Annotated in this window: 13 protein-coding genes; 8 read left to right on the top strand and 5 right to left on the bottom strand. The window is 73.0% G+C overall.

Annotation, left to right across the window (positions count from 1 at the left end; genetic code table 11):
* Positions 1 to 84: 84 nt before the first annotated feature.
* A complete protein-coding gene (locus ACXVGS_RS13505) occupies positions 85 to 492 on the bottom strand; it encodes a hypothetical protein (protein ID WP_458532207.1) in 408 nt (135 codons plus the stop codon).
* Positions 489 to 1,784, bottom strand: a complete 1,296-nt coding sequence (locus ACXVGS_RS13500; RefSeq protein ID WP_458537051.1) for a PspC domain-containing protein — start codon at positions 1,782 to 1,784, stop codon at positions 489 to 491. The genes ACXVGS_RS13505 and ACXVGS_RS13500 overlap by 4 nt, the downstream gene beginning before the upstream one ends.
* 125 nt (positions 1,785 to 1,909) lie before the next feature.
* Here ACXVGS_RS13500 and ACXVGS_RS13495 point away from each other — a divergent pair, with 125 nt between their 5' ends.
* The 6 genes from ACXVGS_RS13495 to ACXVGS_RS13470 all read left to right on the top strand — a co-directional run bounded on the left by ACXVGS_RS13495 (position 1,910) and on the right by ACXVGS_RS13470 (position 7,637).
* Entirely contained in the window at positions 1,910 to 3,262 is a 1,353-nt protein-coding gene (locus ACXVGS_RS13495) for an ATP-binding protein (RefSeq protein ID WP_458529308.1), read from the top strand.
* Entirely contained in the window at positions 3,259 to 3,927 is a 669-nt protein-coding gene (locus ACXVGS_RS13490) for a LuxR C-terminal-related transcriptional regulator (protein ID WP_458529309.1), read from the top strand. The genes ACXVGS_RS13495 and ACXVGS_RS13490 overlap by 4 nt, the downstream gene beginning before the upstream one ends.
* A gap of 44 nt (positions 3,928 to 3,971) precedes the next feature.
* Positions 3,972 to 5,177, top strand: coding sequence for a GAF domain-containing protein (locus ACXVGS_RS13485; RefSeq protein WP_458532210.1), 1,206 nt, complete (start codon positions 3,972 to 3,974; stop codon positions 5,175 to 5,177).
* A gap of 162 nt (positions 5,178 to 5,339) precedes the next feature.
* The gene (gene exaC / locus ACXVGS_RS13480) at positions 5,340 to 6,863 is read left to right on the top strand and encodes an acetaldehyde dehydrogenase ExaC (RefSeq protein ID WP_458529311.1); all 1,524 of its coding nucleotides are present in this window, start codon (positions 5,340 to 5,342) and stop codon (positions 6,861 to 6,863) included.
* A gap of 4 nt (positions 6,864 to 6,867) precedes the next feature.
* Positions 6,868 to 7,257: a DUF779 domain-containing protein gene (locus ACXVGS_RS13475; RefSeq protein WP_458529312.1), complete on the top strand. Its 390-nt coding sequence runs from the start codon at positions 6,868 to 6,870 to the stop codon at positions 7,255 to 7,257.
* A 23-nt stretch (positions 7,258 to 7,280) separates the two neighbouring features.
* Positions 7,281 to 7,637 (top strand): hypothetical protein, encoded by a 357-nt coding sequence (locus tag ACXVGS_RS13470; protein WP_458529313.1) that lies wholly within the window; start codon positions 7,281 to 7,283, stop codon positions 7,635 to 7,637.
* 124 nt (positions 7,638 to 7,761) lie between these two features.
* Here ACXVGS_RS13470 and ACXVGS_RS13465 read toward each other — a convergent pair whose 3' ends face one another.
* Genes ACXVGS_RS13465 through ACXVGS_RS13455 form a run of 3 tightly spaced genes read right to left on the bottom strand, consistent with a single transcriptional unit; the run spans position 7,762 to position 10,147 of the window.
* Positions 7,762 to 8,742, bottom strand: coding sequence for a quinone oxidoreductase family protein (locus tag ACXVGS_RS13465; protein ID WP_458532211.1), 981 nt, complete (start codon positions 8,740 to 8,742; stop codon positions 7,762 to 7,764).
* A gap of 43 nt (positions 8,743 to 8,785) precedes the next feature.
* Complete coding sequence (locus ACXVGS_RS13460; RefSeq protein WP_458529315.1) at positions 8,786 to 9,532, bottom strand: PIG-L deacetylase family protein; 747 nt, start codon at positions 9,530 to 9,532, stop codon at positions 8,786 to 8,788.
* A gap of 9 nt (positions 9,533 to 9,541) precedes the next feature.
* A complete protein-coding gene (locus tag ACXVGS_RS13455) occupies positions 9,542 to 10,147 on the bottom strand; it encodes an N-acetyltransferase family protein (RefSeq protein WP_458533490.1) in 606 nt (201 codons plus the stop codon).
* A 55-nt stretch (positions 10,148 to 10,202) separates the two neighbouring features.
* Here ACXVGS_RS13455 and ACXVGS_RS13450 point away from each other — a divergent pair, with 55 nt between their 5' ends.
* The gene (locus tag ACXVGS_RS13450; RefSeq protein ID WP_458529317.1) at positions 10,203 to 10,784 is read left to right on the top strand and encodes a hypothetical protein; all 582 of its coding nucleotides are present in this window, start codon (positions 10,203 to 10,205) and stop codon (positions 10,782 to 10,784) included.
* Positions 10,785 to 10,866: 82 nt separating this feature from the next.
* Positions 10,867 to 12,545 (top strand): UvrD-helicase domain-containing protein (locus tag ACXVGS_RS13445; protein WP_458537050.1); only part of this gene is annotated, 1,679 nt, incomplete at its 3' end.

The raw sequence follows: 12,545 nt of genomic DNA, 5'->3' as shown, positions 1-12,545 counted from the left end.
CCACCTTCATGCGCCGAGAGGGACGTTTCTCGGGTGTGCGCTGGCGCAGAACCCGGAGGAACGTCCCTCTCGGCGGGATGAGGGTCAGTGCTCGCGGCCACGCTCGCGGCGGGTCAGGCCCACCACGCCGATGAGCAGCAGCAGCAGGCCGGCCACGATCACCGAGCCGGGGCCGAGCTGCGACCAGCTGACCGTCAGGTCCGTCGTCTCGCGCAGGATCGCCAGCGCGGCGACCGCGATCGCGAACACCCCGAGCAGGATCGCCGCGGCGTGCGGCCCGCGCGGACGCTCCGGTGCGGTGACGGTCGGGGCTGCGGGAGCCACGGCCGGCGTGGCCGCGGCCGCCGGGGTGACCGGCTCGGCATACCGCTGGGTGTCTTCGCTGACGGGCGCGCTCGGCGCGTCCTGGGGCTCGCCGGTGGAGGGCAGGGCCTGGGTCGGGTCGCCGGCCTCGACCGGCTCGGTGCCGTCGTGGGACTGGTCCATGCTCATTCCTTGACCACCTTGATCTCTCCGAAACCGACGCCGGCCTTGATGGTCAGCGCGGTGGGGCCGGTGCCGATGACGGCGTGCTTGCTGACGTCGCTGCCCGAGCTCTTGCTCACGCCGCCGTCCGCGGGGTAGGTGATGTCACCGACGCCCACGTGGCTGTCGACGGCGACCGTGACGTCGTTCGGGACGATGACCGTCAGCTGACCGACGCCGACCGAGGCCGGGACGCTGACCCCGGTCAGGCCGGTCGCCGGCAGCCGGGTCAGGTCGAGCACCGCGTCGCCGACCGCGATGCCGAACGTGGAGTCCGCCGAGATCGTCTGCGGCCGCCAGGTCTGGTCGCCGACGCGGGTGCTGACGTTGAGGTTGCTGGGGAAGATGGCCGCGGCCCACACGACGACGGCGAGGCAGACGGTGAGGAAGCCGAGGAAGCCTGCGCGCCACCCGGCGATCCCGATGCCGAGGACCAGTACGCCCAGGGCGCCGAGTGCGCTGGCGAGGGCGATGACGGTGTGGTTGCCGGGCAGGTTGAACATGTCGCCCAGCCAGGTCATCAGGCCGTAGGTCACCAGGGCGAGGCCGATGCCCACCAGGGTCATCAGCGCTCCACCCGAGCGGCGTCGCGCGGGCGGGGTGAAGCTGCTCCCGACCTGCTGGCCCCAGGCGGCGGCGCGCTCGCCGGCGTCCTGACCCCAGGCCGCGGTGCGCTCGGCCACCTGCGTTGACCACGCAGCCCCCGCGGGCGCCGACGGTGCCGCGCCCATGGCCGAGGTCGTCGTGGTGGGGCCGGTGGGCGGCGTGCCCTGCTCACCCGGCGCCGCCGGCTGTGCGGGCTGGGCGGGAGGGGCCGGGGGCGTGCGGCCCTCGCGGTTGCTCAGCGCCCACCACAGCAGGCCGCCCAGGACGAGCAGCCCCCACGGGAAGCTCCAGAAGCCGTTGTGGCCGAACCACCACGGGAAGCCGCTGAACACGGCGAAGCCGGTGATGACCAGCAGCACCACGGCGCTGCCCTCACCGTGCCGCAGGGCGCGCTCGGCCATGATCGAGCCGTTCGTCTCCGGCAGCAGCAGCCACGCGACCAGGTAGGCCGAGACGCCCACGCCGCCGAGCAGCACCAGCAGCACCGTCGCAGCGCGCACGATGACCGGGTCGACGCCGAGGCGGTCGGCGATGCCTGAGCAGACGCCGCCGATCCACTTGTCGTGGGCGCGTCGCCGGACCCCCAGGCCGCGCAGGCCGTCGAAGAACTTGTCGAGCGCGTTCACCGGTGCGCTCCCCGTCGATTCGTTCATGGCTCGATCCTGCTGTGCGCCGGGGGGCACGGCCATGAGGAACGTCCCTGAGCCGACCCTGACCCGCCCCTGAGAACGGCCCGCCGCACCTGACCCGGGGCCCCGGGGTGGGACAGGATGGGCACGTGCCCACGCCCTACGAACCCACGCGGCCGCCCGAGCCGTCGCCGCACCGGCTGACCCGCCCGGTCGAGGGCCGCTTGATCGGTGGTGTGTGCGCCGGGCTGGCCGAGCACCTGAACCTCGACGTCAACGTGGTGCGGATCTGCTTCGTCCTCGCCAGCTTCCTCGGTGGGGCCGGCATCGGCGTCTACCTCTTTCTCTGGGCCCTCACCCCGCAGGAGCGGCCCGCCGCTGATCCTGTTGCGGGACAAGGCGCCCCGGCCCGGCGCGTCCGCCCGGTGCGTTCGGAGGCTGCCCGCAACCTGCTCCTCGGCGCCGCCCTGGTGGTCCTCGGCACGGCCCTGGTGCTCCAGCAGCGCGGGGTGAACCTGCGCCTGGACATCGTCATCCCGGTCCTCGTCGTGGCGCTGGGCGCCGTGCTCGCCTGGACCCAGCTCGACGACACCGAGCGCGACCGCTGGCTGGCGCGCAGGGGTGCCGACCGGCCGCCGGGGATGCTGCGGCTCGGGGCGGGCGTGGTCCTCGCCATCGCCGGGATCATCGGCCTGGCCGCGCTGGGCCAGGGGCTGGGCGGCCTGTGGAACGTCGCGGTCGCCGCCGCGGCGGTCCTGGCCGGGGTCGCGCTCATCGCCACCCCGTGGGCGGTCCGGCTGTGGAACGACCTGCGCGAGGAGCAGGCCCGGCTGGTGCGGGCCACCGAGCGCGCCGACATCGCGGCGCACCTGCACGACTCGGTGCTGCAGACCCTGGCCCTCATCCAGCGCAAGGCCGACGACCCGGCCGAGGTGGCGCGCCTCGCCCGCGCCCAGGAACGCGAGCTGCGCGGCTGGCTGTATGCCGGTCCCCGGGGGTCCGGGGCCAGCCTCGCCGCCGCGGTCACCGAGGTCGCCCACGAGGTGGAGGACCTGCACGGGGTGCCCGTCGAGCTCGTCGTGACCGGCGACCGGCCGCTGGAGGAGCCCGGCCAGGCGCTCGTGCGGGCCCTGCGTGAGGCGCTGCTCAACGCGGTGCGCCACGGCCGGCCGCCCGTCTCGGCCTACGTCGAGGTCGGGCCCACCCTGGTCGAGGCGTTCGTCCGCGACCACGGCGACGGGTTCGAGGTCGACGCCGTCCCGGCCGACCGCCTCGGCGTGCGCGAGTCGATCGTCGGCCGGATGGACCGGCACGGCGGGTCGGCCCGGGTGCGGCGCCTCGAGGACGGCACCGAGGTCGCCCTGTCCCTGCCCGTGGCTCCGCCCGGCGAGGGGACCGAACGATCCGCTGAAACCGTTGCACCACAGACCGACCCGACCACCGCCACCGAGCCGGGGCAGCGCGCCGCGACCCCGTCCGAACCTCCGGGAGCCCGCTCATGACCGACCCGATCCGGCTCGTCCTCGTCGACGACCACCGCATGTTCCGCTCCGGCGTCAAGGCCGAGCTCGACCCCTCGCTGGAGGTCGTGGGGGAGGCCGCGGACGTCGACGAGGCGGTGCGCGTGGTCGCCGCCACGCGCCCCGACGTCGTGCTGCTCGACGTGCACCTGCCCGGCGGCAACGGCAACGGCGGCAGCGACGTCATCAGCGGCTCGCGGGGCGCGACCACCGGGTCGGGGGCGCCGGTGCGATTCCTCGCGCTGTCGGTGTCCGACGCCGCCGAGGACGTCATCGCGGTCATCCGCGCCGGGGCCCGGGGTTACGTGACCAAGACGATCAGCGGGAACGACCTGACCACGGCGATCCGCCGCGTCGCCGACGGTGATGCGGTGTTCAGCCCGCGACTGGCCGGCTTCGTCCTCGACGCGTTCGGCGCCGCCGCCGGCGAGATCGCCGAGGTCGACGAGGAGCTGGACCGGCTCAGCGCCCGCGAGCGGGAGGTGATGCGGCTGATCGCCCGCGGCTACCAGTACAAGGAGGTCGCCAAGGAGCTGTTCATCTCGGTCAAGACGGTCGAGACCCACGTCTCGTCGGTGCTGCGCAAGCTGCAGCTGTCCTCCCGGCACGAGCTGACCGCCTGGGCCGCGGGCCGCCGCCTGCTCTGACCGAGGTCTGGCGCGATCGGCGTCGCCGGGTTCTACTGGGCTACGTGTCGTCCCAGCGCGGGGTACGCGCCCAGGTCGCGGACTCCTGGTTCCGCTCGGCGGCGGCGGGGGTCCAGGCCGACCTCGTCGACGCCCCGATCACGCTGCCCACCGACGTCCTCCGCGACCACCGCGAGGCGCACCCGCTCTCCCGCGTCTTCCCGCTGCTCGACGACGTGCTCGGCCAGGCCGCCCGCGACTGTGACGCGATCATGGCGGTCAGCGACTCGGCCGGGCAGCTGCTCTGGGTGTGCGGCCACCCCCAGGTCCTGCGCCAGGCCGAGGCCATCGGCTTCGTCGAGGGCGCCAACTGGGACGAGCGCGTGGCCGGCACCAACGCCCCCGGCATGGCCCTGCGGCTGGACGAGTCGGTCAACATCATCGGCGCCGAGCACTTCCGCCGGTCGGTGCAGCGCTGGAGCTGCGCCGCCACCCCGATCCACGACCCGCAGACCCACGGCCTGCTCGGCGTCCTCGACATCACCGGCGGCGACCAGATCGTCGTGCCGCAGACCATGGCGATGGTGCGGGCCGCGGCCCGCATGGCCGAGGCCGAGCTGGCGCGCGAGGTGCTCTCGCGGCGCAGCGGCGAGCCACGGCATACCGCGCGTGGCCTGTCGGTGGTCATGGAGTCGCTCGGTCGTTCCGAGACGCTGCTCTCCCTCGACGACGGCCGCGGGCACCAGGGCACGCTGCGGCTGAGCCCGCGGCACAGCGAGATCCTGCTGCTGCTCGCCTCCGCGCCGCGCGGGCTCTCCGGGGACGAGCTCGCGGTGCTGCTCTACGAGGAGGACGTCAGCGCCTCGACGCTGCGGGTCGAGCTCAACCGGCTGCGCCACCTGCTCGGCGAGGACGTGCTGGCGTCGCGGCCCTACCGCCTCGCCGCCGAGCTCGCCGGGGACTGGCTCGCCGTCGAGGCCCACCTCGCCTCCGGCGACGTGCGCTCCGCGCTGCGCCTGTATCGCGGTCCGCTACTGCCGCACTCGGCCGCCCCGGGCGTGGTGCGGCTGCGCGAGGAGGTCCACGAGTCGCTGCGCCGCGCGGTGATGCAGAGCCGGGAGGCGGACCTGATGTCGACGTGGACGCGCGCCTCGTGGGGCAGCGACGACTACGCCATGTGGCTCGCCCAGCGGGCGGTGCTGCCGCAGGGCAGCCCGCTGCGGCCGCTGGTGCTGGGGCAGCTCGCCCGCCTCGACCGCGAGCTGTCCTGACCCGCGAGCGGCCCGCCCCGCGGGAGGGTCGGGCGCCACGCGCGTGAGGACCGTGCAACGTGGATGCAACCTGCGCGTTCCTAGCGTCGGTGACACCCCCTGCACCCGGGTCGCAGACACTTCCCGGGTGCGGGGGCCCACCACTGACGTTGGGAGAGCGCAATGACGGTCTACGCACCCCCTGGCACCGCGGACTCACTGGTCTCGGTCCAGAGCAGGTACGGCCACTTCATCGGCGGCAACTGGGTCGAGCCGAAGAAGGGCCAGTACTTCGAGAACATCTCGCCGGTCAACGGCAAGCCGTTCTGCGAGGTCGGTCGCGGCACGGCCGAGGACATCGAGGCGGCCCTGGACGCCGCGCACGCCGCGGCGCCGGCCTGGGGTCGCACGTCGCTGGCCGAGCGGTCGCTGGTCCTCAACAAGATCGCCGACCGGCTCGAGGACAACCTCGAGATGCTCGCAGTCGCCGAGTCCTGGGAGAACGGCAAGGCGGTGCGCGAGACGCTGGCGGCGGACCTGCCGCTGGCGGTCGACCACTTCCGCTACTTCGCCGGCGTGCTGCGCGGCCAGGAGGGCAGCAGCAGCGAGATCGACGAGAACACCGTCGCGTACCACTTCCACGAGCCGCTCGGCGTGGTCGGGCAGATCATCCCGTGGAACTTCCCGATCCTCATGGCCACGTGGAAGCTCGCGCCGGCCCTGGCTGCCGGCAACGCCGTGGTGCTCAAGCCCGCCGAGCAGACGCCGTGGTCGATCCTCAAGGTCATCGAGCTCGTCGCCGACCTGCTCCCCGCCGGCGTCGTCAACGTCGTCAACGGGTTCGGCGTGGAGGCGGGCAAGCCGCTGGCGTCCTCGTCTCGGATCGCCAAGATCGCCTTCACCGGCGAGACCACGACCGGCCGGCTGATCATGCAGTACGCCAGCCAGAACATCATCCCGGTGACGCTGGAGCTCGGCGGCAAGAGCCCCAACCTCTTCTTCGAGGACGTCCTGGCCGAGCGGGACGCCTTCTACGACAAGGCGCTCGAGGGCTTCACGATGTTCGCGCTGAACCAGGGCGAGGTCTGCACCTGTCCGTCGCGGGCGCTGGTGCAGCGCTCGATCTACAGCGACTTCGTGCCGGACGCGGTCGCCCGGGTGGAGAAGATCGTCCAGGGCAACCCGCTCGACACCGCGACGACGATGGGCGCCCAGGCCTCCAACGACCAGCTGGAGAAGATCCTGTCCTACCTCGACATCGGCCGGCAGGAGGGCGCCAAGGTGCTCACCGGCGGGGAGCGCAACGTGCTCGAGGGCGACCTGGCCGAGGGCTACTACGTCGCGCCGACGATCTTCGAGGGCAACAACGCGATGCGGATCTTCCAGGAGGAGATCTTCGGCCCGGTGCTGTCCCTGACCGGCTTCGACGACGAGGCGGACGCGCTCAAGACGGCCAACGACACGCTCTACGGCCTCGGCGCCGGCCTCTGGACGCGCGACGGGTCGCGCGCCTACCGGGTCGGCCGTAGCATCAAGGCCGGTCGCGTCTGGACCAACTGCTACCACCAGTACCCCGCGCACGCCGCGTTCGGTGGCTACAAGCAGTCCGGCATCGGGCGCGAGAATCACAAGATGATGCTGGACCACTACCAGCAGACCAAGAACCTGCTGGTGTCCTACTCGCCCGACGCCCTCGGCTTCTTCTAGGCCGATGGCGGAGACCCAGCAGAGTCGGGTCGAGGCCACCGGTGAGGCGGCGGAGCTGCTCCGCCGCCTCACCGAGGTGCACGGGCCGGTGATGTTCCACCAGTCCGGCGGCTGCTGCGACGGCAGCTCCCCGATGTGCTACCCCGCAGGGGAGTTCATGACCGGAGACGCGGACGTGCACCTCGGTGACCTCGATGTCCCGGGCGTGGCCGAGCCGGTGCCGGTGTGGATGTCCAGGGCGCAGTACGAGTACTGGAAGCACACGCACCTGACCATCGACGTGGTGAAGGGGCGGGGGAGCGGCTTCTCCCTGGAGGCGCCGGAAGGCGTGCGCTTCCTCATCCGCTCCCGGCTGATGACGCAGGAGGAGCTGCGCGCGTTCTCGCTGCTCTGAGGCCGCGGCCCTAGGGTGTGGCCATGTCCTTCGTCTTCAACCTGGTCCTCGTCCTGCACCTGCTCGGCATGGCCGCCATCGTCGGCGGGTGGTTCGTCGTGGCCAGGTCGCCGCGGATCGCCGAGCCGATCGTGTGGGGCGCCCGCGCCCAGATCCTCACCGGGATCATCCTCGTCGGCCTGGCCGAAGCCGGCTGGTCCGACCACAAGCCGGCCAGCGCCTGGGTTGGGGTGAAGCTCGTCGTGGCCCTGGCCGTCGTGGCGCTGTCCGAGATCACCCGGGCGAAGAACAAGCGCGGGGAGTCCTTCAACCCCAACCTGGTCCACGCGGTCGGCGCACTGGCTGTCGTCAACGTGCTCGTCGCCGCGCTCTGGACCTGAGCCCCCGGGCGACCACAGCCCGACCGAACACGTCGCAGCCCGCGTTTCGAGCCCTTCAGGCGCCGAAAACGCGGGCTGCGACGTGTTCTCTCGCTGGGAGGGGGCGGGACGGGGAGGGCGTGGGTCAGGGGATGAGCAGCAGCTTGCCGGTGGTGCGCCGGCCCTCCAGGTCGCGGTATGCCGTGCCGGCGTCAGCCAGGGGGTAGCGCCCACCCACCTCGAGGTGCAGGCGCCCCTGCGCGATCGCGTCGAGGACATCACCTCCCCGCCACAGCAGCTCCTCGCGGTCGGCGACGTAGTGCCCGAGCGTGGGCCGGGTGACGAACAGCGACCCGGCGGGGTTGAGCCGCTGCAGGTCGAACGGCGGCACCTGCCCGCTGGCCGCGCCGAAGAGGGCGAGCATCCCGCGGGGGCGCAGCGAGGCCAGGGACCCCTCGAAGGTGTCCTTGCCGACGCCGTCGTAGACCACGTCGACCCCGCGTCCGCCGGTGAGCTCCCGGACCGCGGCGGCCACGTCGGTGACCTGGCTGTAGTTGATGACGTGGTCGGCGCCGAGCGCGCGGGCCTTGTCCGCCTTCGCGTCGGTCCCGGCGGTGCCGATGACGGTGGCCCCGCGCTCCTTGGCCATCTGCACGAGGAGCTGGCCGACCCCGCCCGCCGCGGCGTGCACGAGGACCGTGTCACCCGGCTGCACGGCATACGTGCTGGTGACCAGGTAGTGCGCGGTCATCCCCTGGAGCATGGCCGCGGCCGCCGTCTCGGTGCCGACGGTGTCGGGCACCGGCACCAGGGCGGCGGCGGGCAGCACGGCCAGGCCGGCGAAGCTGCCGGGCTGCATCGCCCAGGCGACCCGGTCGCCCACGGCAACGCCGGTCACGCCCTCGCCGACGGACTCGACCATGCCGGCGCCCTCGCTCCCGACGACGAACGGCGTGGGGATGGGGTAGACGCCCTCGCGCTGGTAGACGTCGATGAAGTTGACGCCGCAGGCCTCGACCCGGACGCGGACCTCGCCGGCGCCGGGCTCGGGCACGTCGCGCTGCTGCACCTCGAGCACCTCGGGCCCGCCGTTGCGGGTGACGACCAGGGCGGTGGTGGTGGTCATGGGGGATCCCCCGATCCGGTTGTGGGACAAGGACGTTCGTGCGTCAGTTGAGCCGGGTCACGGCGAAGGCCTCGGCGAGGTGGCCCTCGGGCAGCCCGAAGCCTGACGCGACCGCCCCGCCCCAGGTGCGCAGCATGGTGTCGAGCTCGTCCATGTGCGAGGTCTGCGAGGCGTGGGCCTGGAGCGCCTTGAGCTTGCGGTCGTAGGTGGCGGTGATGTCCACGGCGTGGGTCATCCGCGGGTGGGCCATGATCCAGATCTCGCCGACGTGCCACGGCGGCAGGCCCTCCTGCACCAGCTCGGGCCAGGCGAAGGCGTTCTCGGCCGCAGGGTAGGCCGCGCGGATCGCCGCCTCGCCCGCCGCCATGTGGTCGGGGTGGGACGCCTGGATCCGGTCGTACCACCGCTCCGGGGACTGGATCAGCAGCCGTTGCGGGCGCACGTCGCGGATGACCCGGACGATGTCGCGCTGGAGCTCCCACGTGGGCTCCAGCCAGCCGTCGCGGTAGCCGTCGAGGAAGCGCACGTCGGTGACGCCGAGCGCCCCGCTGGCGGCACGCTGCTCGGCCTCGCGGATCGCCGGCATCTGCTCGCGCGGGGTCTCGTCGAAGCCGCCCTGCTCGCCCCGGGTGCACAACAGCACCGTCACGGCGATGCCGGCCTCGGTCCAGGCGGCGATGGTGCCCGCGGAGCCGAAGTCGGCGTCGTCGGGGTGGGCGACCACGACCAGGGCCCGCTCGATCTCGGAGTCGTCCCGCGGGCCCGGTGCGGTGAACACGTCCTGGCTCATGCCGCCACCTTATGCGCGGCCGAGGCCCTCGAGGGCGGTCCCGTCCAGCCGGTAGACCGACCACTCGTCCTGGGCCTGCGCGCCCAGCCCCTCGTAGAAACCGATCGAGGGCGTGTTCCAGCGCAGCACCCACCACTCCAGCCGGCCGTAGCCGCGCTCGACGCAGATCCGCGCCAGGGTCGCGAGCAGCTCCTTGCCCAGGCCGGAGCCGCGCTGCTCCGGCGTGACGTAGAGGTCCTCCAGCCAGATGCCGGGCCGGCCCAGCCAGGTGGAGAAGGTCAGGTACCACACCGCCATCCCCACGACGTCGCCGTCGACCTCGGCCACGTGGGCCCAGGCGGTCGGCGCCCCGTCGGCGGGGAACAGGCACGCCAGGAAGCCCTCCGGGGTCGCCTCGACCGCGTCGGGCTCCTTCTCGTAGGCCGCGAGCTCGTGCACCAGGCGCAGGATGGCGGGCACGTCGTCGGGGGTGGCCGGCCGGATCGTCGCGGTATGCCGTGTGGTCACCCGCCGAGGGTATGCCGTGCGGTCGCGGTCCACCCGGCGTCGCCCCGCTGCCGGGGACCACGTCACCCGTCCCGGATGAGGCGGGCCGGAGCACCACGGCGTGAGCATGGCCGGCACGGGGACGCGCCGCTCACGGCCGGTCCCGGGGAGGAGGCCCTCGGGCATGCCGGAGCAGGAACACCCCTTGTCCGTGGTGGCCGCGAGCTATGACAGCGTCGACGCCGCGATCGTGGACTACGAGGCGCTCAAGGTGCTCTACCGCGTGCCCCGGTTGGCGCACGGGTTCGACGCGGCGGTGGTGGCGCAGGACGAGTACGGGCAGGTCCGCATCGTCCGCAAGCACGAGCAGCCCACCCGGCACGGCGCGGCGGTCGGCCTCGGCTGGGGCCTGGCCGCCGGCGTGGCTGCGCTGCTCTTCCCACCCGTGGGCGTCATCGCCGCGCGCGCCGCCGGGGAGGTCGGCAGCGCGGCGGTCGTCGTGGTCGCCGGTCACGCCGCGGGCGGGCTGGACCGCGAGGTGCTCAGCCGGCTCGGCGAGGCCCTCGACGCGGGCCGGGCCGGGGTGCTGGCGGTCTGCGAGACGCGCCTGGCCGACCGGGTGGAGGCCACGCTCACGGCGGCCGACCGAGTCGTCACGGCGCCGATCGACGTCGACACCGACCGGCTCGCGACCGAGCTGCGCGAGACCCGGGAACCGGCGCTGCCCCTCCCGCCGCAGCCGAGCGCACCGCCAGAGCTGTCCTAGTCCTCGCGGGCCGGGGGACGCTGCGCCGGGCCGCGGCGCGAGCCGGGCGCTGTCGGCCGGACCCCGTAGGCTTGACCCCGAGATGAGCACCCTCTTCGACGACCTGCCCCTGCCCGGACTCAGCCCGAAGCAAGCCTCTGGCGAGGTGGACCACCGGGGCGTGCCCACGTGGGCCGAAGCCGCCGGTGAGGCACCCGGCGAGGGTGCGCCGCGGCATACCGGGGTCACCCGCGACCCGGCCGCGCTGCTCGAGGGGCTCAACCCGCAGCAGCGCGAGGCGGTCGTGCACGAGGGCTCCCCGCTGCTCATCGTCGCCGGCGCCGGCTCGGGCAAGACCCGCGTGCTGACCCACCGCATCGCCCACCTGCTGGCTGCGCGCCACGTCAAGCCCGGCGAGGTCCTCGCGATCACCTTCACCAACAAGGCCGCCGCGGAGATGCGCGAGCGGGTCACCGGCCTCGTCGGCGGGCGCGCCCAGGCGATGTGGGTCTCGACCTTCCACAGCGCCTGCGTGCGGATCCTGCGCCGCGAGGCGACCACGATCGGCATGAAGTCGACCTTCTCCATCTACGACGCCGCCGACAGCCAGCGGCTGATGTCGATGGTGTTGCGCGACCTCGACCTCGACCCCAAGCGCTACCCGCCGCGCTCGTTCTCGGCGCAGGTGTCCAACCTCAAGAACGAGCTGGTCGACGAGGAGACCTTCGCCTCGCAGGTGGTGGAGGGCAACCACCAGGAGCGGATGTTGGCCGAGGCCTACACCGCCTACCAGCGGCGGCTGCGCCAGGCCAACGCGCTCGACTTCGACGACCTGATCATGACCACGGTGAACATGCTCCAGGCGTTCCCCGACGTCGCGGAGCACTACCACCGCCGGTTCCGCCACGTCATGGTCGACGAGTACCAGGACACCAACCACGCGCAGTACCAGCTGGTCAAGGAGCTCGTCGGTGCTCCGGGTGGGGAGGTCCCGCCGGCGGAGCTGGTCGTCGTGGGTGACGCCGACCAGTCGATCTACGCCTTCCGTGGCGCGACCATCCGCAACATCGTCGAGTTCGAGCAGGACTACCCCGACGCGCGCACGATCCTGCTGGAGCAGAACTACCGCTCCACGCAGACCATCCTGCGGGCCGCCAACGCCGTCATCGCCAAGAACCCCGACCGGCGCCCCAAGAACCTGTGGACCGACTCCGGCGACGGCACCCCGATCGTCGGCTACGTCGCCGACTCCGAGCACGACGAGGCCGCGTTCGTGGCCCGCCAGATCGACGCGCTGGCCGACGAGCACGGCGTCAAGCCCAAGGACGTCGCGGTCTTCTACCGCACCAACGCCCAGTCCCGCGCCGTGGAGGAGGTGTTCGTCCGGGTCGGCCTGCCCTACAAGGTCGTCGGCGGCACCCGCTTCTACGAGCGGCGTGAGGTCAAGGACGCGCTGGCCTACCTGCGGGTCATCTCCAACCCCACCGACACGGTCAACCTGCGCCGGATCCTCAACGTCCCCAAGCGGGGCATCGGCGACCGGGCCGAGGCCTGTATCGCGATGCTCGCCGAGCGCGAGCGGGTCCCCTTCGTCGCGGCCCTGGGCCGCCCCGAGGACGCCCCCGGCATCGCCACCCGCTCGGTCACCGCGATCAAGGCCTTCACCGGACTGCTCGAGGCCCTGCAGACCGTCCACGAGGGCGGCGCCGGCGTGGCAGCCCTGATCGAGGCCGTGGTGGAGCAGACCGGCTACCTCGCCGAGCTGCGCGCCAGCCACGACCC

The sequence above is a fragment of the Oryzihumus sp. genome, from assembly GCF_054325275.1.
The sequence above is the reverse complement of the archived record's forward strand: the minus strand, read 5'-3'. Positions and strand labels throughout refer to the sequence as shown.

Excerpts from the sequence above, each read along its gene's own strand:
- ACXVGS_RS13505 (WP_458532207.1), bottom strand. The coding sequence starts at position 492 with ATGAGCATGGACCAGTCCCACGACGGCACCGAGCCGGTCGAGGCCGGC.
- ACXVGS_RS13500 (WP_458537051.1), bottom strand. The coding sequence starts at position 1,784 with ATGAACGAATCGACGGGGAGCGCACCGGTGAACGCGCTCGACAAGTTC.
- ACXVGS_RS13490 (WP_458529309.1), top strand. The coding sequence starts at position 3,259 with ATGACCGACCCGATCCGGCTCGTCCTCGTCGACGACCACCGCATGTTC.
- exaC (WP_458529311.1), top strand. The coding sequence starts at position 5,340 with ATGACGGTCTACGCACCCCCTGGCACCGCGGACTCACTGGTCTCGGTC.
- ACXVGS_RS13475 (WP_458529312.1), top strand. The coding sequence starts at position 6,868 with ATGGCGGAGACCCAGCAGAGTCGGGTCGAGGCCACCGGTGAGGCGGCG.
- ACXVGS_RS13470 (WP_458529313.1), top strand. The coding sequence starts at position 7,281 with ATGTCCTTCGTCTTCAACCTGGTCCTCGTCCTGCACCTGCTCGGCATG.
- ACXVGS_RS13465 (WP_458532211.1), bottom strand. The coding sequence starts at position 8,742 with ATGACCACCACCACCGCCCTGGTCGTCACCCGCAACGGCGGGCCCGAG.
- ACXVGS_RS13460 (WP_458529315.1), bottom strand. The coding sequence starts at position 9,532 with ATGAGCCAGGACGTGTTCACCGCACCGGGCCCGCGGGACGACTCCGAG.
- ACXVGS_RS13455 (WP_458533490.1), bottom strand. The coding sequence starts at position 10,147 with ATGCTCACGCCGTGGTGCTCCGGCCCGCCTCATCCGGGACGGGTGACG.
- ACXVGS_RS13450 (WP_458529317.1), top strand. The coding sequence starts at position 10,203 with ATGCCGGAGCAGGAACACCCCTTGTCCGTGGTGGCCGCGAGCTATGAC.